The organism is Kitasatospora sp. NPDC008115 (assembly GCF_042957205.1).
GTDB lineage: Bacteria > Actinomycetota > Actinomycetes > Streptomycetales > Streptomycetaceae > Kitasatospora.
This window is the reverse complement of record NZ_JBIBHU010000008.1, coordinates 229,415-252,662: the sequence shown is the minus strand read 5'-3', so window position 1 is coordinate 252,662 and position 23,248 is coordinate 229,415. Positions and strand designations below refer to the sequence as shown.

Sequence of the window (23,248 nt, the reverse complement as noted above, 5' to 3'; positions counted from 1 at the left end):
GTGGACCCCGCCGGGACCGCGGGGGGTGGACGGGGCAGGTCCTTTGGCCCGGTATGGCCGGAATTCGCCCGGTCGCCAGTTGGCCGTTCTGGCGCAATGGGACTGCTGTGCGGCAGGTCACAATCCGGTAATGAGAGGATGGAGCCATGAAGGGACGCGTCCTCGTCGTTGATGACGACTCCGCACTGGCCGAGATGCTCGGTATCGTGCTGCGTGGTGAGGGTTTTGAGCCGTTTTTCGTCGCCGACGGGGACAAGGCGCTAGCCGCGTTCCGGGAGACCAAGCCCGACCTGGTCCTGCTCGACCTGATGCTGCCCGGTCGGGACGGCATCGACGTCTGCAGGCAGATCCGGTCGGAGTCCGGGATTCCGATCGTCATGCTGACCGCCAAGACCGACACGGTGGACGTCGTCGTGGGTCTGGAGTCGGGCGCCGACGACTACGTCACCAAGCCGTTCAAGCCCAAGGAGCTGGTGGCCCGGGTGCGTGCCCGGCTGCGCCGCGCCGAGGAGCCGACCCCGGAGCAGCTGACCATCGGCGATCTGGTGATCGACGTGGCCGGCCACTCGGTGAAGCGGGACGGGCGGGGCATCCCGCTGACCCCGCTGGAGTTCGACCTGCTGGTCGCGCTGGCCCGCAAGCCCTGGCAGGTGTTCACCCGCGAGGTGCTGCTGGAGCAGGTCTGGGGCTACCGGCACGCGGCGGACACCCGGCTGGTGAACGTCCATGTGCAGCGTCTGCGCTCCAAGATCGAGAAGGACCCGGAGCGCCCCGAGATCGTGGTGACCGTCCGCGGCGTCGGCTACAAGGCCGGGCCCAGCTGACGTGAGTGACCAGTCCGACGAGACCCCGGCGGGTGCCGCGACCGACGGGGGCGGCGGCGCCGTGCGCGGGGACGTGCTGAGTTCGACCGTGCGCAGCCGCCGCCGGCGCGGGCCGGTGGCGCTGTTCGCGCTGGTGAGCCGTCAGCTGCGCCGTCCCGTGAACCGGGTGGCGGCGCTGTACCGGCGCTCGATCCAGCTGCGGGTGGTGGCGGCGACGCTGCTGCTGTCGGTCCTGGTGGTGCTGGTGCTGGGTGTCGTCGTGGTGGCGCAGGTGCGCACCGGGCTGCTGGACACCAAGCGGGCCGCGGCGCGCGACCAGGCGGTCGCGGGCTTCCAGACCGAGCTCAAGAAGATCAACGAGGCGAAGGACCTGCGGGTGCGGATCGGCGCGGCCGCCGATCCGGCCACCGAGGAGCCGGGCACCTGGCTGCTGCGGCAGGTCGGTGAACTGGCCGCGAGCGGGCAGAACGTCTTCTCGGTGATCGCGATGCTGCCGGGCACCGGCCAGACCGTGCAGCCGGACCGGGCCAGCCTCGGCCCGCGCTACTCGGGCGACATCTCGCCGGACAGCATCCCGGCCGCGCTGAAGGCGCGGGTCTCGCAGGAGGCCGGCCAGACGTTCAGCCAGCCCACCCGGATCCAGCGCTCGGAGAGCGGGAAGACCGAGCCGGGCCTGGTCTTCGGCCAGCAGTTCTCGGGCCCGGACGGCACCAGCTACCAGCTGTACTACGTCTTCTCCTTCGGTCAGGAGACCAAGACCCTCAACCTGATCACCGGCACCCTGGCGACCGCCGGCGTGTTCGTGGTGATCATGATGGGCGGCATCGCCTGGCTGGTGGTGCGCCAGGTGGTGACCCCGGTCCGGATGGCCGCCGGGATCTCCGAGCGGCTGGCCGCCGGGCACCTCGAGGAGCGGATGAAGGTCACCGGCACGGACGACATCGCCCGGCTCGGCGAATCGTTCAACCGGATGGCCAACGCGCTCCAGGCGCAGATCCGCCAGCTGGAGGAGCTGTCCCGGGTGCAGCGGCGCTTCGTCTCGGACGTCTCGCACGAGCTGCGCACCCCGCTGACCACCGTCCGGATGGCCGCCGACCTCATCTACGACAGCCGCGAGGACCTGGACCCGATGGCGGCCCGGTCCGCCGAGCTGCTCCAGGGGCAGCTGGACCGGTTCGAGTCGCTGCTCGCCGACCTGCTGGAGATCAGCCGCTTCGACGCCGGCGCGGCCGTGCTGGACGCCGAGCCGGTGGACCTGCGCGAGATCGTCGGCCGGGTGGTCGAGGCCGCCGACCCGCTGGCGCAGGCCAAGGGCAGCGCGGTGGTGATCCGCGGCGACGGCGAGCCGGTGGTGGCCGAGGTCGACTCCCGGCGGATCGAGCGCATCCTGCGCAACCTGGTGGTCAACGCGCTGGAGCACGGCGAGGGCCGGGACGTCGTGGTCCGGCTGGGCTCGCAGGACGGCGCGGTCGCGGTCGGTGTGCGCGACTACGGCATCGGCCTCAAGCCGGGCGAGGCGTCCCGGGTGTTCCACCGCTTCTGGCGGGCCGACCCGTCCCGGGTGCGGACCACCGGCGGCACCGGTCTCGGCCTGTCCATCGCGGTCGAGGACGCGCACCTGCACGGCGGCTGGCTCCAGGCCTGGGGCGAGCCGGGTGGCGGCTCGCACTTCCGGCTCACCCTGCCGCGCACCCGCGGCGGCGAGATCAGCCGGGCACCGTTCCGGCTGGAGCCGGAGGACTCGCGCAACAACCGGGGCCTCGGTACGTACGGGACGCCGTACCGGCGGGCGATCCGCCCGGCCGGCTCGACCGCGCTGGCCGTGGCGGAGGAGGCGGCCGTCCCGGAGACTCCGGAGGCCTCCGGCAGCGGGTTCGGCAGCGGGCTCGGCGGTGTGCTGAGCATCGGCCCGGGTCTCGGCCGGCGGCTGCCGGACGCCCCGCGCGCCGACCCGTCGGACGTGCGTCCGGCCGGTGCCGGGTACGGTGCGACCGGCGCGCAGGTGATGGTGGACACGGCGCCGGGCCGGCCGTCGGTGGCGCAGCGGATCACGGGGCCGGACGAGGCCGCCGGGGCGGTCGGCACGGGTGGAACGGACACGGAGGGGTCGCACGGTGCGAAGGACCAGCGGCAGGACTGAGCCGCGGCTGGCCGGGGTGGTCGGTGCCCTGCTGGGCAGCCTGCTGGCCGGCGGCTGCGCGGCGATGCCGGATTCCGGGGGCGTCACCAGGATCGAGCTGTCCAAGAGCTCGGCGGAGAAGAACCTCCAGGTCAGGGTCTTCCCGGTGGAACCCGCCAAGGGCGCCGGGCCGCAGGACCTGCTGGCCGGGTTCCTGGACGCGCTGACCGCCGACGACGACTACGGCACGGCCCGCAAGTACCTGACGCCGACCGCCTCGGCGCGCTGGAACCCGGAGTCGGGCGTCAAGGTGCTCGGCGGCAGGCCGACCCAGCCCACGGTGCGCGTGACCCCGGCCGACACCGAGGTCTCCATCCCGCTCATCGGGCAGGTGGTGGCCGAGGTGGACGAGCGGCACTCCTACCGGACCGCGGCGCCGCGCGACGCCAATCTCGACTTCTCCTTCGTGCGGGAGAAGCCCGGCGACGAGTGGCGGATCAATGTGCTGCCCGACGGGCTGATCCTCAACGAGGTCAACTTCCGCAACAGCTTCCGCCAGGTCGACCGGTTCTTCTACGCGGCGCCGGACCCGTCCGCGCCGACCGGTGACGCGGCGACCAGCCAGGACGTGCTGATCGCCGACCCGATCTACCTGCGGCGCCGAATAGACCCGCTGGGCTCGGCCGCCAACGCGCTGGTCGCCGGGCCGTCGAAGTGGATCGCGCCGGTCGCCCGCTCCGCCTTCCCGGTCGGGGCGAAGGTGGACACGGTGACCCTGGACGACAACCGCCTCGGCCATGTGACGGTGCTCGGGGTCGACCTGGGCAGCGCCACCGCCTGCCGGCGGATGGCCACCCAGCTCCTGTACACCCTCGCCGACCAGGGCACCGGGCAGGTGGAGCGGGTGGAGCTCAAGGGGGCGCACGGCGGCCCCAACTGCCAGGCGAGCCGCGCCGACGAGCCCGCGACCGGGCCGGGATCGCTGGCTGGGCAGATGGCCACCCGCCAGTTCTACCAGCGCGAGGACGACGGCGTGCTGTACGAGACGCGCGGCGGCGACGACGACGGCGACCCGGTGCACGGCCCGCTGGGCCGCCCGCAGCAGTCCGGCCGGAAGCTGGGCGCGATCGCGGTGGCCCGGGACGGCGAGCACGCCGCGGCGATCAGCGGGGACGGCCACCAGCTCTACACCGTGCCGTTCGCGGAGAACCTGAGCGCGATGCCGCAGCCGGTGCTCACCACCCCGTCCCGCCCGGAGCCGGGCGGCCTGGCCTCGCCGACCTGGGACGGGCGCGGCGACCTCTACGTGGTGGACCGCGATCCGCAGGGCGCCAAGGTGCTGCTGGTGCGCGGCCGGAAGGTCGTCGAGGTCCCGGTGGAGCTGCTGGACGGCCGGTCGGTGCAGGCCGTCAAGGTCTCCTCGGACGGGGTCCGGGTGGCCCTGCTGCTCAAGGAGAGCAAGGACAGCAAGGAGAGCAAGCTCTACCTGGGGCTGCTCGTCCACGAGGGCACCAAGGACGCCCCGACCGCGCGGATCACCGGTCTGAGGCCGGCCAACCCGGCGTTCGAGGACGTGGTCTCGGTCTCCTGGGCGGAGGCGGACCAGCTGCTGGTGCTGGGCAAGGAGAAGGACAAGCTCCAGCAGCTGCACTACGTCAGCACGGACGGGTCCACGAACCCCGACGCGCGGCTGTGGAGCGGCGGCGAGATGATCACGGTCGCCGCGTCGGAGTCCCGGGTGAACGGGGGGAGCGGCGGTACGCCGGTGGTGCCGCCGGTGCTGGCGTTGCAGGGGGCGCAGGGCAAGCCCTACCGGCTGGTCAACAACCAGTGGCGGGAGCAGCAGGGGCTGCAGTACCGGGTCTCCTCGTTCATCTACCCGGGCTGATCCGGCGGGGCGTGGCGGGGCTGGGCGGCCGGGCGGCCGGCGGATCATCTCCGGCTCGCCCCGTTCGCTCGCCCCGTTCGCTCACCCCGGGCCGTTCCCCGGGTGCCGGTCCGCGCCGGCCGCCGCGACGGTGGCGGCCGCGCGGGGCGGCAGGCCGGCGGCCGACAGCGCCCGGGCGGCCTCGGCGAGGCTCGCGCCGGTGGTCACCAGGTCGTCCACCAGGACCGGCCGCAGCCCGGCGGCCCGGCGGCCGAGGGGCCGTACGGTGAGCGCGCCGTACAGGTTGCGCCGGCGCTCGGCGGCGGGCAGTCCGGCCTGGTCGGCGACCGGCCGGGTGTGGCGCAGCAGCGGTGCGGCGCGGGCGTCCAGGCCCTCCCGGCGCAGGGCGCGGGCGGCGGCGGCGGCCAGCCGCAGCGTCGGGTCGTGGCCCCGGGCGCGGACGGCCGCGCGGGCCGAGGGCACCGGGACGAGCAGCAGCGGGCCCTGCCCGCCGCGCGGGCCGAGCGCGGAGCGCACCGCCAGGGCGAGCGCCTCCCCGAGCGGGCCGGCCAGCCGGAGCGCGCCGCGTTCCTTGTGGGCCAGCAGCATCCGGCGGACCGGGCCGTCGTACGGCGCGGCGGCGTGCGCCCAGGGCAGGGCCGCGCAGGGCCCGGGGCGGGCGATGGCGAGGACGTGTCGGCAGTTCCGGCAGAGCTGCCCGCGGTCGGCGCCGCAGCCCGCGCAGGGGGCCGGGACCAGCACGTCGAGCAGCCCGGCCAGGGCGTGGGCGAACGGCCCTTGGACGGACGGCGGTCGGGGCGGTGCGGAGGTCGGCGGCACGACTGCTCCTCCCGGATCGGAACGGAGAGTGAGCAAAGAATGCGCCGTACGGGGGGTGTTGTCCAGGTATTTACCTGTGTTTCACTCACAGGAGGGTAGACAGGGGGCAACGGCTTGACCGCCAAGTCCCATTGGTCCGTCATACCCGAACTCTCCGCTGGGGAGGCGAAAACTCCGTGTGAGGTGTTCGATGAGCCCCAGGGGGTTTCAACCGTCCCTGATGGGGAGGAAGTGAGGTGAGGGCCAGTCGTTCCCACCGTTGCCGGTGGGACGGAGGGCCGGCGCAGGATTGGCTGGTCCGGCTGGTCTCAGCCCGGTCCGGTAGCACCCGGACCGGCGACAGAACGAGGGATCGGAGTTCTGCGTGGACATCGTTGTCAAGGGCCGCAAGACCGAGGTGACCAAGAGGTTCCGGGATCACGTGGCCGAGAAGCTGGAGAAGGTCCAGAAGTTCGACACCAAGGCGATCAGCCTCGATGTCGAGGTGTCCAAGGAACACAACCCGCGGCAGGCCGACCGGTCGGACCGCGTGGAGATCACTCTCCGTACCCGTGGTCCGGTGATCCGGGCCGAGGCCGCCGCCGACGACCCGTACGCGGCGCTCGACCTGGCCTCGGCGAAGCTCGACGCCCAGCTGCGCAAGTCCGCGGACCGGCGTCGGGTCCACAAGGGCGGCAACGGCCGCACCCCGATCAGCGTCGCCGAGGCGACCGCGGCCCTGGCCGCGCTGCCCGAGACGAAGCCGTCGGAGAGCGTGACCAACGGGGCCGCCCGCAAGACCATGATGGGATCCCTGGAAGTGGAGGGCGAAGGCCCGCTGGTGGTCCGGGAGAAGACGCACCCGGCCGCCCCGATGGCGCTCGACCAGGCGCTCTACGAGATGGAGCTGGTCGGTCACGACTTCTACCTCTTCGTGGAGAAGGACAGCGGCCTGCCGAGCGTCGTCTACCGCCGGCACGGTTACCACTACGGTGTGATCCACCTGAAGGCCGACGGCTCGACCGTCGAGGGTGGTGGCGCCGGTGGTGCGATCGGCGCGGGTGACGACGAGGACTGACCGTCCGAGCAGCATGGGAGGTGACCCCGGTGGCCGGTGCCGCCGGGGTCACCGGCGTTCCGGGGCCGCCCGGACGCGCCGCCGGGCCGACGCGCAGGTCACCCGATGCGGGGCGATCGGCGCCGGAGGGTGACCGGGAGGTGCTCCGGCCGTGGAATGATTGGCGCACGACGACCGGCGACGGGGGAGGAGCGGATGGGGGATCACTTCGGGCTGGGGCCCGCAACGGGGCCGGTCGCGGGGGTGTCGCCCGGCCCGGGGGCGGAGCCCGAGTACGCCCTGCGCCGGGGGGAGCCGATCCGCGTCCTGGTGGTGGACGACCACGCGCTGTTCCGCCGCGGCCTGGAGATCGTGCTGGCCGAGGAGGAGGACATCACGGTCGTCGGCGAGGCCGGGGACGGCGCCGAGGCGGTGCTCAAGGCCGCCGACCTGCTGCCGGACATCATCCTCATGGACGTCAGGATGCCGCGCCGCAGCGGGATCGAGGCCTGTACCGCGATCAAGGACGTCGCGCCCAGCACCAAGATCATCATGCTGACGATAAGCGACGAGGAGGCCGACCTCTACGAGGCGATCAAGGCGGGCGCCACCGGGTACCTGCTCAAGGAGATCTCCACCGACGAGGTCGCCACCGCGATCCGCGCGGTCGCCGACGGGCAGTCCCAGATCAGTCCGTCGATGGCGTCCAAGCTGCTCACCGAGTTCAAGTCGATGATCCAGCGCCGGTCCGACGAGCGGGAGTTGGTGCCCGCGCCGCGGCTGACCGACCGCGAGCTGGAGGTGCTGAAGCTGGTGGCCACCGGGATGAACAACCGGGAGATCGCCAAGGAGCTGTTCATCAGCGAGAACACCGTGAAGAACCATGTGCGCAACATCCTGGAGAAGCTCCAGCTGCACTCCCGGATGGAGGCCGTGGTGTACGCGATGCGCGAGAAGATCCTCGAAATAGGGTGAGCGAGGGGCCCGTTGGGCCCCTTCCGCGCACACCGTGCCCCGCGCCCCGTGCTCAGCCGAGCAGCTTCTCCAGCGCCGGGCGCAGCGCCTCGTCGGGCAGCCTCTCGACCCGGACGTCGTCGCAGCCCACCCAGGAGGCCGCCTCGCGCAGCGCCCCGGCCAGCGCCTCCAGGTGCCGGGGGGAGTCCAGCGAGACCTGACGGGCCACCAGGGTCCGTCCCTCGCGGGCCGGATCGACCCGGCCGACCAGTCGCCCGCCGGTCAGCAGCGGCATCGCGAAGTAGCCGTGCACCCGCTTGTGCTTGGGGGTGTAGGCCTCCAGTCGGTGGAGCATGCCGAAGATCCGCTCGGTGCGGGGGCGGTCCCAGACCAGCGAGTCGAACGGCGAGAGCAGCGTGGTGCGGTGGCGTCCGCGCGGGGCCGAGGCGAGCGCCGCGGGGTCGGCCCAGGCCGCGCCGGGGGAGCCGTCCGGGCCCCAGCCGGCCACCTGGACCGGGACCAGGCCCGAACCGGGCAGCGCCGCGTCCAACTGGTCGGCGCGCAGCCGGTGGTAGTCGAGCAGGTCGGCCCGGGTGGCCACGCCGAGGGCCGCGCCGGACTGCGCGACCAGGGTGCGCAGGCACTCCTCGTCCGCCGGCTCGGCGGCGAACAGCTCGGCGGGGATCGCCTGTTCGGCCAGGGCGTAGACGCGCTTCCAGCTCCGGCGCTCGGTGCAGACCACGTCGCCGAAGGCCAGCGCCCGCTCCACCGCGATCTTGGTGTCGGACCAGTCCCACCACTCGGCGGTCTTCTTGGCGCCGCCCAGCTCGGTGGAGGTGAGCGGGCCCTCGGCGCGCAGCTTGTCGAGCACGGTGCGGTACGTCGCCGCGTCGACCTGCTTGCCCCAGACGTGGGCCTTGGCGCGGTAGGACCGGCGGCGGAAGGCGAACAGCGGCCACTCCTCGACCGGCAGCACGCAGGCGGCGTGCGACCAGTACTCGAAGCTCGCGCCGGAGCCCCAGTACGCCGACTCGACCGCCGGGCGGCCGACCGCGCCGAGTCGGGCGTAGGGGACCAGTTCGTGGGAGCGGGCCAGGACCGAGATGGTGTCGAGCTGGACGGAGCCGAGCCTGCGCAGCACCCCGCGCACACCGCCGCGGCGGTCCGGGGCGCCGAGCAGGCCCTGGGCGCGCAGGGCGATCCGGCGGGCGTCGTCGGCGCCGAGGAGGGTCACCGGGGCGGGGGCCGCGGGGGACGGGCCGGCGGCCGGGCGCGAGGTCGAGGCGGTCATGCCGGCGAGCCTAGACGGGGGTACCGACAGCAGCCCCGGCCGCCAGGCCCCGGCCGCCCGGGGCCTGGGCGGGACCCGGCCGTTCAGTCGGTGAGGTCCTCGGCGAGCAGCGAGGCGATCCAGGTGTCGCGGAACCGCCCGCGCTGCTCGGAGTAGGAGCGCAGGGTGCCCTCGAAGCGGAAGCCGATCCGCTCGGCCACCGCGCGGGAGCCGTCGTTGCCCACGTAGGCCAGCCACTCCAGCCGGCGCAGGCCGAGGTCGCGCAGGCCGTAGCGGGCCACCGCGGCGGCGGCCTCGGCGGTGTAGCCGCGGCCGCGGAACTCCTTGGCGGCCCACCAGCCGACCTCGGCGGTGCCCGGCCGGCCGGGGCAGGCCGTCAGCCCCTGGCTGCCGACCAGTGCGCCGGACTCCCGCTCGAACACGCACCAGACCAGGTTGTCGCCGGTCCGCCAGCCGTTGGCGGCGAGGTCGTGGACGAAGTACTCGGCGTGCTCGCGGCCGTAGGGGACCGGGACGACGGTCCAGCGCTGGATCTCCTCGTCCTGGCAGGCGGCGAGGATCGCGTCGACGTCGCCCTCGCCCGGCGCGCGCAGGACCAGGCGGTCCGTGGTGAGGACGACGGGCTCCGCGGTGCGCGACTCGTTCTGCTTCTCCTGCTGCTCTTCCATGCACGGATTATTCCGTGCAGAGAGAATCCTGAGCATCCGATTAACGGACCGGTGCATTCAACTGGCCGGACGGGCGTCCGGTTTGCCCCGGTGCGAACGACTATCGTCGGAAGTGCTCGCGCGGGTGACACGGGAATACCGTGCTGACGCACCTCCCGGGGCCTTGGGCTCCTCGCATACGATGGCCCGTGCGGTGGGGTGGATCCACCGTGCAGTCGTCCAGTGCCAATCCAGGCAAGGAGCCCGCTCACGTGTCCGTCTTCGACAAGATCCTGCGCGCCGGCGAAGGCAAGATCCTTCGCAAGCTGCAGCGGATTGCTGCCCAGGTCAACTCCATCGAAGAGGACTTCGTCAACCTCACCGACGCCGAGCTGCGCGCGCTGACCGACGAGTACAAGCAGCGCCTCGCCGACGGCGAGACGCTGGACGACATCCTCCCCGAGGCGTTCGCCACCGTCCGTGAGGCCGCCAAGCGTGTGCTGGGCCAGCGCCACTACGACGTCCAGCTGATGGGCGGCGCCGCGCTGCACCTCGGCTACGTCGCCGAGATGCGCACCGGTGAGGGCAAGACCCTGGTCGGCACGCTGCCCACCTACCTCAACGCGCTCACCGGCAAGGGCGTGCACCTCATCACGGTCAACGACTACCTCGCCGAGCGCGACTCGGAGTGGATGGGCCGGGTACACCGCTTCCTCGGCCTCGAGGTCGGCGTGATCCTCGGCAACATGACGCCCGCCGAGCGCAAGCGCCAGTACGGGATGGACATCACGTACGGCACCAACAACGAGTTCGGCTTCGACTACCTGCGCGACAACATGGCCTGGTCGAAGGACGAACTCGTCCAGCGCGGCCACAACTTCGCGGTCGTCGACGAGGTCGACTCGATCCTCATCGACGAGGCCCGCACCCCGCTGATCATCTCCGGCCCGGCGGACCAGGCGACCAAGTGGTACGCCGACTTCGCCAAGCTGGTGCTGCGCCTGAAGATCGACCGCGACTACGAGGTCGACGAGAAGAAGCGCACCGTCGGCATCCTGGAGGAGGGCGTCACCCGGGTCGAGGACTACCTGGGCATCGACAACCTCTACGAGTCGGTGAACACCCCGCTGGTCGGCTTCCTGAACAACGCCATCAAGGCGAAGGAGCTGTACAAGGCGGACAAGGACTACGTCGTCATGAACGGCGAAGTCATGATCGTCGACGAGCACACCGGCCGCATCCTGGCCGGCCGCCGCTACAACGAGGGCATGCACCAGGCGATCGAGGCCAAGGAAGGGGTGGAGGTCCAGAACGAGAACCAGACCCTGGCCACCATCACCCTCCAGAACTTCTTCCGCCTGTACGACAAGCTGGCTGGCATGACCGGTACCGGCACCACCGAGGCGGCCGAGTTCCACCAGATCTACAAGCTCGGCGTGGTGCCGATCCCGACCAACAGGACGCCGCTGCGCATCGACCAGCCCGACCTGATCTACAAGTCGGAGCCGGCCAAGTTCGCCGCCGTGGTCGAGGACATCGCCCAGAAGCACGAGAAGGGCCAGCCGGTGCTGGTCGGCACCGTGTCGGTCGAGAAGTCCGAGTACCTGTCGCAGGAGCTGCGCAAGCGCGGCATCCCGCACGAGGTGCTGAACGCCAAGCACCACGAGCGCGAGGCGCAGATCGTCGCCCAGGCCGGCCGCAAGGGCGCCGTCACCGTCGCCACCAACATGGCCGGCCGCGGTACCGACATCATGCTCGGCGGCAACGCCGACCACCTCGCGGCCGCCGAGCTGGCCCAGCGCGGGCTCTCCGCGGTGGACACCCCGGAGGAGTACGAGGCCGCGTTCCCGGCCGCCCTGGAGAAGGCCAAGGCCGCGGTCAAGGCGGAGCAGGACGAGGTCAAGGAGGCCGGCGGCCTCTACGTCCTCGGCACCGAGCGGCACGAGTCCCGCCGGATCGACAACCAGCTGCGCGGCCGTTCCGGCCGTCAGGGTGACCCGGGCGAGTCCCGCTTCTACCTGTCGCTGGGCGACGACCTGATGCGCCTGTTCAAGGCCGGCATGGTCGAGCGCGTGCTCTCGATGGCCAACGTGCCCGAGGACGTGCCGATCGAGTCGAAGATGGTCACCCGGGCCATCGCCTCCGCGCAGACCCAGGTCGAGCAGCAGAACTTCGAGATCCGCAAGAACGTCCTCAAGTACGACGAGGTGCTGAACCGCCAGCGCGAGGTCATCTACGGCGAGCGCCGCCGGGTGCTGGAGGGCGAGGACCTCCAGGAGCAGGTCGGCCACTTCATGGACGACACCGTCGAGGCGTACGTCCGGGCCGCCACCGGCGAGGGCTTCGAGGACGACTGGGACCTCGAGAAGCTCTGGACCGCGCTCAAGCAGCTCTACCCGGTCACCCTGGAGCTGGAGGAGCTGGAGGAGGAGGCCGGCGGCAGCGCGGGCCTCACCCCGGAGTTCCTCACCAAGGTCGTCCAGGAGGACGTCCAGGCGCAGTACGGCGCCCGCGAGGACCAGCTCGGCACCGAGATCATGCGCGAGCTGGAGCGCCGCGTCGTGCTGTCGGTGCTGGACCGCCGCTGGCGCGAGCACCTCTACGAGATGGACTACCTCCAGGAGGGCATCGGCCTGCGGGCCATGGCGCAGCGCGACCCGCTGGTCGAGTACCAGCGCGAGGGCTTCGACATGTTCACCGCGATGATGGAGGGCATCAAGGAGGAGTCCGTCGGCTACCTGTTCAACCTGGAGGTCCAGGTCGAGCAGCAGGTCGAGGAGGTCCCGGTCGCGGACGCCGAGGTCGTGCTGGAGAAGCTCGAGAAGGACGCCGCCCGCCCGGAGATCAAGGCCAAGGGCCTGGAGGCCCCCAAGCCGCAGCGGCTGCACTACACGGCCCCCTCGGACGAGGTCGGCGGCGGTGTGATCGAGGGCGACTTCGAGGACCTCGGTGCGGAGGACGAGGGCGACGGGCTGACCCGCGCCGAGCGCCGCAAGGCCGCCAAGTCGGCCAAGGGCCGCCGCCGCAAGGGCTGATCCGGGGCCGGTGGCCGGTCCGCGCGCCGGGCCGGCTGACCGCCGCAGAGGGCGCCGCTCCCGTACGGGAGCGGCGCCCCGCGTCGTTCCCGGGGCGGTCATCTGGCCTCCACGGCGGTGCACTGCCACTGGCCGGAGGGGCCGCGCGGCTCCAGCCGGAACGCCACCATGTGGTGCCGGGTGCCGAGGTCGACCCGTACACAGGCCTCGACGGCGCCCGGCGAGGGCGAGCGGTCGTGCACCGGGCCCAGCCGCGGCCGCTCGTCCGCGCCGTGGCCCCGGCGCAGGGTGCCAGCCCGGACCAGGGCGGAGAGCTGGCCGTAGCCGTCCAGCGTGGTGTGGCGCAGCAGCTGGCCGGACGGCCGGGCGCCGGTGAGCACCTCGACCAGCCGGTGGGCGAACCGGGTGCTCAGGCCCTCGACCGGCTCGCGGCGCGGGCCGGCGGTGCACGCGGTGCGGGGGTGGCGGGGCCGGCGCGGGGGCGCCGGGTGGTGGTCCCGGGCGGTGCCGTGCGAGCGGTAGGGGCGTGCGGAGAGCACGGTGGGCGGGGCGAGGGGCGGTGCGGCGCGGTTCGGGCACGTGGTCATGGGCCTTCCTCGGGGGCGGTCGGCGCGGGGCCTGGCTGGCGGGCGATGGTGGTGCGGGTACCAACGGGTCCTTGCTAGTGGTCGCCCGCGCGGGACGGCAACGGGTTTCCGGCGGCCTCCCGGAACTCCCTGAAGTTCACCTATCCGGGTGAGTCGGCCCATGCGGCGGCAGGCCTCCGGACACCCCCGCGGGCGCCGGGTTGACGCGCCGGGAGGGGTGGGAGGGCCCGAAAGGGGACGGTCCGTTCGCCAGGACGGACGTTGCGCCCCGGGCCGCTCGGCGCGCAGGATCGAAGGCCGGGCCGTACGCCGCACGGGGCGCCGTCCGGCGCCGCACCACCGCACGGCCTCCCGCACCATCACCGCACCATCACCGCACCACCGCACCCACCGCCCCGACGACGACAGGCGGCCGGTATGACGACATGGGTATCCGGGACGCGTCCGGCGCCGCCGGCGACCGGGGGCGCTCCCCGGCGCGGCCTGGTGCTGGGCGGCGGGGGCATGCTCGGCGCGGCCTGGACGGTCGGCGCGCTGTGCGCCGTGGAGGAGGCGACCGGCCGGCCGCCGGGCGAGGCGGAGGTGCTGCTCGGCACCTCGGCGGGCGCCATCCTGGGCGCGCTGCTCGCGGGTGGGGCGGACACCGGACAGCTCCACGACCACCAGCGGGGCCTGCCGGTCACCTCGGGGCCGCTGTCCGAGGCGGACTTCGACTACGACACGGCGGTCGGCGGCGCGCTGCCGCCGCGGCCCAGGGCGGGCATCGGCTCGCCGGGCCTGCTGCGGGACGCCGTGCGGCACCCGCGCACCTACCCCTGGCTCACCATGGTCTCCGCGATGGCGCCGCACGGCCGGGGCTCGCTGGCGTCGGTCGGCGCGCTGGTCGGCGGCCTGTTCGCGGACGGCGTGGACAGCTCGGGCGGCTCGGGCGGCTCCGACCGTCCGGACGCGGCCGGCTGGCCGGCCGGCTCGGCACTGCGGGTCGTCGCGGTGGACTACCGCAGCGGCCGCCGGGTGGTCTTCGGCGACCCCGGCGCGCCCCCCGCCCGGGTCGACGAGGCGGTGATGGCCTCCTGTGCGATTCCCGGCTGGTTCGCGCCCGTCCCGGTCGGCGGCACCGAGTACGTGGACGGCGGCTGCTGGTCGGCCACCAACGCCGACCTGCTGCTGGACCGGGGTCTGGACGAGGTGTACGTGCTCGCCCCGATGGCGGTCCGGCCCGACCCGCCGGGGCGCCCGGAGCCCGACGGCGGCGCGTCCACCGCCGCGCGCGCCCAGCGCGTGCGGGACTGGCTGCGCGCCCCGCGCGAACGGGACCGTCCGAGCGGGGTGCTCGCCCAGCTGGTCGCCCGCTACCGCCGGACGGTGACCCGCCAGTTGCTGCGCGAGGCCCGGCTGCTGCGGGCCGGCGGCGTGCGCGTCCACCTGCTCGCGCCCACCCCCGCCGACCTGGCGGTGATGGGCCCCAACATGATGGACCCGGCCCGCCGCGGACCCGTCCTGGAGAGCGCGCTGGACACCTGCCGGCGCTCCCTGGAGACGGCGCACCCGGGCGCCCGGGAGGGCGGTGCGCCCGGCCCGGCGGTGCGCGGGTGATCACGGCCCGCCGTCCGGCGCTTATTCTTGGGGGCGCTGGAAGCTGTGCCGCTGGACGAACCGGAGAGTGCCACCGATGCGCGTGTACGTGCCCACCACCCTGACCGGCCTGGCGGCGGCGCACTCGGGCGGCGCGCTGGAGCAGTCCGCGGCCTACGCCGTGACGCCCGCGCTGCGCGAGTGGTACGTCAGCGACGACCTGGAGGAACTGGAGTACGCGGCGCTGAACCGGGCCGCCCAGTCCTCGCTGCGCCTGCTGGCCGCCGAACCCGGCGCCCCGCGCCGCCGCGTGGTCGTCGCGCTCGACGTCGCCGAGTCGGCGGTGAAGCCGTTCCCCGGCGACGAGTACCAGGACCAGGCCTCGCTCGGCCGGGTCGTGCTGGCCGGCCCGGTGAAGCTCGCCAAGGCGGCCGCGGTGCACGCGGACGTCGCCGACGCGGACGTGGTGGCCGATGTGGCGGCGGCCGTCGAGGCGGTCGCGGCGGCGGACGCGGGCGACCAGGACGCCCAGTTCACCGTGGACGGCGCCGAGGACCACGACCTGCTCTGGTTCGCCACCCAGGAGATCGCCGCCCTGCTCGCCTGAGCGGCCGCCCGCTGCGCGCGGGCCCGGGTGAGTTCCGTCCTACCGGTCCGGCGGCACCCGGCGCTACCGTTCACTGCGTGCGCACTCATATCGTCTGGGACTGGAACGGAACGCTCTTCCACGACATGGAAGCGGTGCTCGGTGCGAGCAACGCCGCCTTCGCGACCATCGGCGTCGGCCCGATGACGCTGCAGGAGTACCGCGAGCAGTACGAGATCCCGATCCCCCGGTTCTACCAGCGGCTGCTCGGCCGGCTGCCCTCCGACGCCGAGTGGCTGCGCCTGGACGACGCGTTCCACGACCGCTACCGCGAGCTGAGCGCCGCCTGCGGCCTCACCGAGGGCGCCCGTGAGCTGCTGGACGGCTGGCGGGCGGCCGGGCGCAGCCAGTCGCTGCTGTCCATGTACGAGCACGACCGGCTGCTGCCGGTGGTCGACGGCTTCGGCCTGACCGGCCAGTTCCTGCGGGTGGACGGGCGCAGCGGCCCGGCCGGCGGGCAGAAGGCCGAGCACCTGGTCCGCCACCTCACCGCGCTCGGCGGGCGGGTGGACCCGGCCCGCACGGTGCTGATCGGCGACGCGGCGGACGACGCGCGGGCCGCGCTGGCCGCGGGCGCGCACGCGGTGCTGTACACCGGCGGCTCGCACACCCGGGAGAAGCTGGAGCCGGTCGGCGTGCCGGTGGTGGACTCGCTGGCGGAGGCGGTCGAGCTGGCCGGGCGGCTCACCGCCTGAAGCCCGTCCGGCGGCTCACCGCCTGAAGCCCGTCCGGCGGCGCCCGGCGGAAGCGTGGCGCGGACCACGTCCACCGTTGGCGTGTCCGGGCGGGCGAAGCGGCCCGCCGCTGGTCAGGCTGGACGGGTGCAGGGTCCGTCGTCGGAACGGGCCGGCCGCCGTGACGAGGAGCGGAGCCCGCCATGCCCATCGACGCAGTCACCCAGGTCCCGGTGCCGGGCAACGAGCCGGTACTCGGCTACGCGCCCGGCAGCCCGGAGCGGGAGCGTCTGGTGCGCCGGCTGGACGACCTGGCGGCCGAGCAGGTCCCGCTGCCGATGACCATCGGCGGCGAGCAGCGGTTCGGCGGCGGCGAGCGGATCGACGTCGTCCAGCCGCACCACCACGCGGCCAGGCTCGGCGTGCTCGGCAACGCCACCCGGGAGGACTCCCGGGCCGCGGTGGACGCCGCGCTGGCGGCCGGGCGGGAGTGGCGCTCGCTGTCCTTCGACGACCGGGCGGCGGTCTTCCTGCGCGCCGCCGACCTGCTGGCCGGGCCGTGGCGGGAGACGCTCAACGCGGCCACCATGCTCGGGCAGTCCAAGACGGCGCAGCAGGCGGAGATCGACTCGGCCTGCGAGCTGATCGACTTCTGGCGCTGGAACGTGCACTTCGCCCGGGAGATCCTGGCCGACCAGCCGGTCTCCGCGCCGGGGGTGTGGAACCGCACCGACCACCGCCCGCTGGAGGGCTTCGTCTACGCGATCACCCCGTTCAACTTCACCGCGATCGCCGGCAACCTGCCGACCGCGCCCGCGCTGATGGGCAACACGGTGGTGTGGAAGCCGGCCCCGACCCAGACGCTGGCCGCGCACCACCTGATGCGGCTGCTGGAGGCGGCCGGGCTGCCGCCGGGGGTGGTCAACATGGTCACCGGCGACGGTCAGCAGCTGTCCGCGGTGGCGCTCGCCGACCCGGCCCTGGCCGGACTGCACTTCACCGGCTCCACGGCGACCTTCCGCGCGCTCTGGCAGACCATCGGCGCCAACATCGGCGGCTACCGGGCGTACCCGCGGATCGTCGGGGAGACCGGCGGCAAGGACTTCCTGCTGGCGCACCGCTCGGCCGACCCGGAGATCCTCAAGGCCGCGCTGATCCGCGGCGCCTTCGAGTACCAGGGCCAGAAGTGCTCGGCGCTCTCCCGCGCCTACCTGCCGCGCAGCCTCTGGCAGCGGATCAAGGACGACTTCCTGGCCGAGGTGGACGCGCTGGCGGTCGGCGACGTCACCGACCTGTCGAACTTCATGGGCGCGCTGATCGACCGGCGGGCGTTCGAGAAGAACCGGGCCGCCATCGACCGGGCCAAGGCCGACCCGACGGTGGAGCTGGCGGCCGGCGGCCAGTACGACGACGCGATCGGCTGGTTCGTCCGCCCGACCGTGCTGGTCTCCTCGGACTTCCGCAACGAGATGTTCCGCACCGAGTACTTCGGCCCGATCCTGGCCGTCCACGTCTACGAGGACTCCCGCTGGGACGACGCGCTGGGCCGGGTCGACGCGGGCGCGCCGTACGGGCTGACCGGTTCGGTGGTCGCCCAGGACCGCTACGCGATCGCGCAGGCGGTGGAGGCGCTGCGGTTCGCCGCCGGGAACTTCTACATCAACGACAAGCCGACCGGTGCGGTGGTCGGCCAGCAGCCCTTCGGCGGCGGCCGGGCGTCCGGCACCAACGACAAGGCGGGCGCGGCGCAGAACCTGCTGCGCTGGACCTCGGCCCGGTCGATCAAGGAGACGTTCGTGCCGCCGACCTCGCACGTTCACCCGCACATGGGCTGAGCGATCACGCTCCGCACACGGATGCCATGAGGCGCTCCGCACGAACTTTCGGCTTTCGGCGCAAACCGGCAGCCTGATTGGACAAGCTGTCCAGGACGGCTCGATCTTCCTGCGGGTTTGCGCCTGGTTGTCCCCTGACACCTTGGATTGATCCCGTTAGGCTGGCTGGCGTCGTCGGGTGGTTCCGCAGAGGCCGAACGTCTCGTCCTACCCGCTGCAGAGGTGTTCCATGCGCGCCATGGGGCCCTTTCAGCAGGACGGTGCGGCAGGATTGCGGGAGACCCGGCGGTGCGAACCGAGTCCACCACCGAGTCACGCAACGGCGCGCGACAGGAGCCAAGAAGTCATGCAGACCAAGCTGGACGCAGCCAAGGCCGAACTGCTCAGGAAGGCAGCAGCAGCCGCTGAGAACAGCCAGGTGGGGGGAGCGGCGCCGGGGGAGGGACTGAGCAACGGCGCTCTGTCCGCGTACCTGCACCACTACTACCTCCACACGGCGCCGGAGGACCTGGTCGACCGCGACCCGGTCGACGTCTACGGCGCGGCGGCCTCCCACTACCGCCTGGGTCTCAAGCGCCCGCAGGGCACCGCCGAGGTGCGGGTGCACACCCCCTCGGTCGAGGAGAACGGCTGGTCCTGCGGCCACACCGTGGTCGAGGTCGTCACCGACGACATGCCGTTCCTGGTGGACTCGGTGACCAACGAGCTCTCCCGCCAGGACCGTGCGATCCACGTGGTCATCCACCCCCAGCTGGTCGTCCGCCGCGACATCACCGGCAAGCTGCTGGAGATCCTCGACGTCGACGCCTGCGCCCGCAGCCAGGCCGCCGGCACCGAGTGGCCGGCCGACGCGACCGTCGAGTCGTGGATGCACATCGAGATCGACCGCGAGACCGACCGCCACGACCTGCGCGAGATCGAGACCAACCTGCGCCGCGTGCTCGGCGACGTCCGCGAGGTCGTCGAGGACTGGGGCAAGATGCGCGACTCCGCGCTGCGCCTGGCCGACGAGCTCGCCGAGCAGCCCCCGGCCGGCCTGCCCGAGCAGGAGGTCGGCGAGGCCTGGGAGCTGATGCGCTGGCTCGCCGACGACCACTTCACCTTCCTCGGCTACCGCGAGTACGACCTCGTCCAGCACGAGGGCGAGGAGGTCCTGCGGGCCGTCGCCGGCACCGGCCTCGGCATCCTGCGCTCCGACCCGGTCAGCCGCGACGAGCAGCACCACGCCGTCAGCGAGGCCTTCGGCCGGCTCTCCGCGCCGGTGCGCGCCAAGGCCCACGAGAAGAAGCTGCTGGTCCTCACCAAGGCCAACAGCCGGGCCACCGTGCACCGCCCCGCCTACCTCGACTACGTCGGCGTGAAGAAGTTCGACGCCAACGGCGAGGTCGTCGGCGAGCGCCGCTTCCTCGGCCTGTTCTCGGCCGCCGCCTACACCGAGTCGGTCAGCCGCATCCCGGTGGTCCGCCGCAAGGTCCAGGACGTCATCGCCCAGTCCGGCTTCTCCACCGAGAGCCACGACGGCCGCGACCTGCTGCAGATCCTGGAGACCTTCCCCCGGGACGAGATCTTCCAGACCCCGGCCGACGGGCTGCTCCAGATCGCCACCAGCGTCCTGTACCTCCAGGAGCGCCGCCGGCTGCGGCTGTTCCTGCGCCAGGACGAGTACGGCCGCTACTTCTCCGCGCTGGTCTACCTGCCGCGCGACCGCTACACCACCCGCATCCGGCTGCGCCTGATGGACATCCTGATGCAGGAGCTCAACGGCGCCTCGATCGACTACACGGTCTGGTCGACGGAGTCGGTGCTGACCCGTCTGCACTTCGTCGTCCGGGTGACCCCCGGCAGCGAGCTGCCGCAGCTGACCGACTCCGAGGTCGAGCGGATCGAGGCCAAGCTGGCCGAGGCCGCCCGGTTCTGGATGGACGGCTTCAACGATCAGCTGCACGTCGAGCTGGGCGAGGAGCGGGCCGCCGAGCTCTCCCGCAAGTACGCCAACGCCTTCCCCGACGGCTACCGCGCCGACTTCACCGCGCGCACCGCCGTCGCCGACCTCAAGCAGATCGAGTCGCTGCACGGCGAGGGCGACTTCCGGCTCAACCTGTACCAGCCGGTCGGCGCCGGCGACGACGAGCGCCGCTTCAAGATCTACCGGGTGGGCGGCCCGATCTCGCTCACCGAGGTGCTGCCGGTCCTCCAGCGCCTGGGCGTCGAGGTGCTCGACGAGCACCCGTACGCGCTGACCCGCTCCGACCACACCACCGCCTGGGTCTACGACTTCGGCCTGCGGCTGCGCGAGGCCGTCGAGCTGACCGACGAGGCCCGCGAGCGCTTCCAGGAGACCTTCGCCGCCACCTGGACCGGCAAGGCCGAGAACGACGGCTTCAACGAGCTGGTCCTGACCGCCGGGCTGACCTGGCGCCAGGCGATGATGCTGCGCGCGTACGCCAAGTACCTGCGCCAGGCGGGCTCCACGTTCTCCCAGGACTACATGGAGGACGCGCTCCGCAACAACACCCACACCACCCGCCTGCTGGTGAACCTCTTCGAGGCCCGGCTGAGCCCCAGCCACCAGCAGGGCGCCCTGGAGCTGACCGAGGGCATCCTGGAGGAGCTGGCCGGCGCGCTGGACGAGGTCGTCTCGCTCGACGAGGACCGCATCCTGCGCTCCTTCCTGCACCTCATCAAGGCCACCCTGCGGACCAACTTCTTCCAGCACGACGGCTCCGGCGCGTGGCACTCCTACGTGTCGATGAAGTTCGACCCGCAGGCGATCCCGGACCTGCCGGCCCCGCGCCCGGCGTTCGAGATCTGGGTCTACTCGCCGCAGGTCGAGGGCGTGCACCTGCGCTTCGGCAAGGTCGCCCGCGGCGGTCTGCGCTGGTCCGACCGGCGTGAGGACTTCCGCACCGAGATCCTCGGCCTGGTCAAGGCGCAGATGGTGAAGAACACCGTCATCGTGCCGGTCGGCGCCAAGGGCGGCTTCGTCGCCAAGCAGCTGCCGGACCCGTCGGTCGACCGCGACGCCTGGCTGGCCGAGGGCGTCTCGTCCTACAAGACGTTCATCTCGGCGCTGCTGGACATCACCGACAACCTGGTCGGCGGCGAGGTCGTCCACCCGGCCGACGTGGTCCGCCACGACGAGGACGACACCTACCTGGTCGTCGCCGCCGACAAGGGCACCGCGACCTTCTCCGACATCGCCAACGGCGTCGCCGAGTCCTACGGCTTCTGGCTGGGCGACGCGTTCGCCTCCGGCGGCTCGGCCGGCTACGACCACAAGGGCATGGGCATCACCGCCCGCGGCGCCTGGGAGTCCGTCAAGCGCAACTTCCGCGAACTCGGCCACGACACCCAGACCGAGGACTTCAGCGTCGTCGGCATCGGCGACATGTCCGGCGACGTCTTCGGCAACGGCATGCTGCTCAGCGAGCACATCCGCCTGGTCGCCGCGTTCGACCACCGCCACATCTTCCTCGACCCCAACCCGGACGCGGCCGCCTCGTACGCCGAGCGCCGCCGCCTCTTCGAGCTGCCCCGCAGCTCCTGGGACGACTACGACAAGTCGCTGATCTCGGCGGGCGGCGGCGTCTTCCCGCGCAGCGCCAAGTCGATCCAGCTGTCGCCGCAGATCCGGGCCGTGCTGGGGGTCTCCGAGAGCCGGCTCACCCCCGCCGAACTGATGAAGGTCGTCCTCCAGGCGCCGGTCGACCTGTTCTGGAACGGCGGCATCGGCACCTACGTCAAGGCCTCCACCGAGTCCAACGCCGAGGTCGGCGACAAGGCCAACGACGCCATCCGCGTCAACGGCGAGCAGGTCCGTGCCCGCGTCGTCGGCGAGGGCGGCAACCTCGGGTGGACCCAGCTGGGCCGCATCGAGTACGCCTCCTCCGGCGGCCCCGAGGGCAACGGCGGCTGGATCAACACCGACGCCATCGACAACTCGGCCGGCGTCGACACCTCGGACCACGAGGTCAACATCAAGATCCTGCTCAACCAGGTGGTCGCCGACGGCGACATGACGGTCAAGCAGCGCAACACCCTGCTCGCCGAGATGACCGACGAGGTCGGCCACCTCGTGCTGCGCAACAACTACGCGCAGAACATGGTGCTGGCCAACGCGGTCGCCCAGGCGCACAGCATGGTCAACGTCCACTCCCGGATGATCAACCGCCTGGAGTCGGGCGGTCAGCTCGACCGGGCCCTGGAGTTCCTGCCCACCGAGCGGCAGATCCGCGAGCGCCAGCAGAACGGCCGGGGCCTGTCCCAGCCCGAGATGTCGGTGCTGCTCGCCTACACCAAGATCACCCTGGCCGACGAGCTGCTCGCCACCGAGCTGCCCGACGACCCGTTCTTCCGCACCGCGCTGCACGACTACTTCCCGAGCGCGCTGCGGGCCCGGTTCGCCGAGCAGATCGACCGGCACCCGCTGCGCCGAGAGATCATCACCACGTTGATCGTCAACGACACGATCAACCGCGGCGGTTGCACCTTCGCCTTCCGCCTGAAGGAGGAGACCGGCGCGACCTACGAGGAGGTCGCCCGCACCCACACCGCCGCCCGGGCCGTCTTCGGCCTGGGGGAGATCTGGTCCGAGATCGAGGGCCTGGACAACCGGGTCCCGGCCCGTGCCCAGACCAAGATGCGGCTGCACGCCCGTCGCCTCGTCGAGCGCGCCACCCGGTGGATGCTCAACAACCGGCGCCAGCCGCTGGACATCGCCGGCACCATCGAGTTCTTCCACGACCGGGTCAACCAGGTCTGGGGCTCGCTGCCCAAGCCGCTGCGCGGCGACGACCTCGCCTGGTTCGAGAAGATCTACGACGAACTCACCGAGGCCGGCGTGCCGGAGGAGCTCGCCACCCGGATCGCGGGCCTGTCCTCGACCTTCCCGACCCTGGACATCACCGAGGTCGCGGACCGCTCCGGCAAGGACGTCGCCCAGGTCGCCGAGCTCTACTACGACCTCGCCGACCGCCTCCAGATCACCCACCTGCTCGACCGCATCATCGAGCTGCCGCGCACCGACCGCTGGTCGTCGATGGCCCGCGCCGCCATCCGCGAGGACCTCTTCGCGGCCCACGCGGCGCTGACCGCCGACATCCTGGCCTGCGGCCCCGAGGACGCCGCCCCCGAGGACCGGTACACCGCCTGGGCGGACCTCAACGCCACCCTGCTGAACCGCGCCAAGAGCACCCTCGACGACATAAGGGGTTCGGACAACTACGAGCTGTCCAGCCTCTCCGTCGCGATGCGCGTCATCCGCACCCTGCTCCGCACGGGTTCGATGCGCTGACCTCCGGTCGACGTCGTGAACGGCG

General features: G+C 72.6%; 15 protein-coding genes. 11 read left to right on the top strand and 4 right to left on the bottom strand.

Translation table 11 applies throughout. The annotated features are described in order from the left end of the window. The first annotated feature begins 146 nt into the window (after nucleotides 1–146). The 3 genes from mtrA to ACFZBX_RS13545 are packed head-to-tail and all read left to right on the top strand — an operon-like array spanning nucleotide 147 to nucleotide 4,831. Nucleotides 147–824, top strand: coding sequence for an MtrAB system response regulator MtrA (gene mtrA, locus ACFZBX_RS13555; RefSeq protein WP_391533709.1), 678 nt, complete (start codon nucleotides 147–149; stop codon nucleotides 822–824). Nucleotide 825: 1 nt separating this feature from the next. Beyond that, a complete protein-coding gene (gene mtrB / locus ACFZBX_RS13550; protein WP_391533707.1) occupies nucleotides 826–2,964 on the top strand; it encodes an MtrAB system histidine kinase MtrB in 2,139 nt (712 codons plus the stop codon). Then, nucleotides 2,939–4,831 (top strand): LpqB family beta-propeller domain-containing protein, encoded by a 1,893-nt coding sequence (locus ACFZBX_RS13545; protein ID WP_391533705.1) that lies wholly within the window; start codon nucleotides 2,939–2,941, stop codon nucleotides 4,829–4,831. The genes mtrB and ACFZBX_RS13545 overlap by 26 nt, the downstream gene beginning before the upstream one ends. Nucleotides 4,832–4,912: 81 nt before the next feature. On the opposite strand, the gene ACFZBX_RS13540 is transcribed toward ACFZBX_RS13545, so the two are convergent. After that, nucleotides 4,913–5,650, bottom strand: coding sequence for a ComF family protein (locus ACFZBX_RS13540; protein ID WP_391533703.1), 738 nt, complete (start codon nucleotides 5,648–5,650; stop codon nucleotides 4,913–4,915). A 364-nt stretch (nucleotides 5,651–6,014) separates the two neighbouring features. Between ACFZBX_RS13540 and hpf the strand changes: the two genes are divergently transcribed. Then, a complete protein-coding gene (gene hpf / locus ACFZBX_RS13535) occupies nucleotides 6,015–6,707 on the top strand; it encodes a ribosome hibernation-promoting factor, HPF/YfiA family (RefSeq protein ID WP_391533701.1) in 693 nt (230 codons plus the stop codon). Between the two features lie 195 nt (nucleotides 6,708–6,902). Beyond that, a complete protein-coding gene (locus ACFZBX_RS13530) occupies nucleotides 6,903–7,661 on the top strand; it encodes a response regulator (protein ID WP_380761436.1) in 759 nt (252 codons plus the stop codon). 52 nt (nucleotides 7,662–7,713) lie between these two features. Here the strand turns inward: ACFZBX_RS13530 and ACFZBX_RS13525 are convergent, their stop codons facing one another. Continuing rightward, nucleotides 7,714–8,931 (bottom strand): winged helix-turn-helix domain-containing protein, encoded by a 1,218-nt coding sequence (locus tag ACFZBX_RS13525; protein WP_391533699.1) that lies wholly within the window; start codon nucleotides 8,929–8,931, stop codon nucleotides 7,714–7,716. A gap of 83 nt (nucleotides 8,932–9,014) precedes the next feature. Then, entirely contained in the window at nucleotides 9,015–9,599 is a 585-nt protein-coding gene (locus ACFZBX_RS13520) for a GNAT family N-acetyltransferase (protein ID WP_391533697.1), read from the bottom strand. 251 nt (nucleotides 9,600–9,850) lie between these two features. Here ACFZBX_RS13520 and secA point away from each other — a divergent pair, with 251 nt between their 5' ends. After that, entirely contained in the window at nucleotides 9,851–12,613 is a 2,763-nt protein-coding gene (gene secA / locus ACFZBX_RS13515; protein WP_391533696.1) for a preprotein translocase subunit SecA, read from the top strand. Nucleotides 12,614–12,711: 98 nt separating this feature from the next. On the opposite strand, the gene ACFZBX_RS13510 is transcribed toward secA, so the two are convergent. Further along, nucleotides 12,712–13,200, bottom strand: coding sequence for an Rv3235 family protein (locus ACFZBX_RS13510; RefSeq protein WP_391533695.1), 489 nt, complete (start codon nucleotides 13,198–13,200; stop codon nucleotides 12,712–12,714). Between the two features lie 417 nt (nucleotides 13,201–13,617). Between ACFZBX_RS13510 and ACFZBX_RS13505 the strand changes: the two genes are divergently transcribed. From ACFZBX_RS13505 to ACFZBX_RS13485, 5 genes are all read left to right on the top strand, one after another. Further along, complete coding sequence (locus ACFZBX_RS13505; protein WP_391533694.1) at nucleotides 13,618–14,796, top strand: patatin-like phospholipase family protein; 1,179 nt, start codon at nucleotides 13,618–13,620, stop codon at nucleotides 14,794–14,796. 76 nt (nucleotides 14,797–14,872) lie between these two features. After that, a complete protein-coding gene (locus tag ACFZBX_RS13500; protein WP_391533693.1) occupies nucleotides 14,873–15,382 on the top strand; it encodes a DUF6912 family protein in 510 nt (169 codons plus the stop codon). Nucleotides 15,383–15,459: 77 nt separating this feature from the next. After that, a complete protein-coding gene (locus ACFZBX_RS13495) occupies nucleotides 15,460–16,116 on the top strand; it encodes an HAD family hydrolase (RefSeq protein ID WP_391533691.1) in 657 nt (218 codons plus the stop codon). 188 nt (nucleotides 16,117–16,304) lie between these two features. After that, nucleotides 16,305–17,930, top strand: a complete 1,626-nt coding sequence (gene pruA, locus ACFZBX_RS13490) for an L-glutamate gamma-semialdehyde dehydrogenase (RefSeq protein ID WP_391533739.1) — start codon at nucleotides 16,305–16,307, stop codon at nucleotides 17,928–17,930. 346 nt (nucleotides 17,931–18,276) lie between these two features. Then, nucleotides 18,277–23,223, top strand: a complete 4,947-nt coding sequence (locus tag ACFZBX_RS13485; protein WP_391533690.1) for an NAD-glutamate dehydrogenase — start codon at nucleotides 18,277–18,279, stop codon at nucleotides 23,221–23,223. Nucleotides 23,224–23,248: the final 25 nt, after the last annotated feature.

Excerpts from the sequence above, each read along its gene's own strand:
- mtrA (WP_391533709.1), top strand. The coding sequence starts at position 147 with ATGAAGGGACGCGTCCTCGTCGTTGATGACGACTCCGCACTGGCCGAG.
- ACFZBX_RS13525 (WP_391533699.1), bottom strand. The coding sequence starts at position 8,931 with ATGACCGCCTCGACCTCGCGCCCGGCCGCCGGCCCGTCCCCCGCGGCC.
- ACFZBX_RS13510 (WP_391533695.1), bottom strand. The coding sequence starts at position 13,200 with ATGACCACGTGCCCGAACCGCGCCGCACCGCCCCTCGCCCCGCCCACC.
- ACFZBX_RS13505 (WP_391533694.1), top strand. The coding sequence starts at position 13,618 with ATGACGACATGGGTATCCGGGACGCGTCCGGCGCCGCCGGCGACCGGG.
- ACFZBX_RS13485 (WP_391533690.1), top strand. The coding sequence starts at position 18,277 with ATGCAGACCAAGCTGGACGCAGCCAAGGCCGAACTGCTCAGGAAGGCA.
- ACFZBX_RS13520 (WP_391533697.1), bottom strand. The coding sequence starts at position 9,599 with ATGGAAGAGCAGCAGGAGAAGCAGAACGAGTCGCGCACCGCGGAGCCC.
- ACFZBX_RS13530 (WP_380761436.1), top strand. The coding sequence starts at position 6,903 with ATGGGGGATCACTTCGGGCTGGGGCCCGCAACGGGGCCGGTCGCGGGG.
- ACFZBX_RS13500 (WP_391533693.1), top strand. The coding sequence starts at position 14,873 with ATGCGCGTGTACGTGCCCACCACCCTGACCGGCCTGGCGGCGGCGCAC.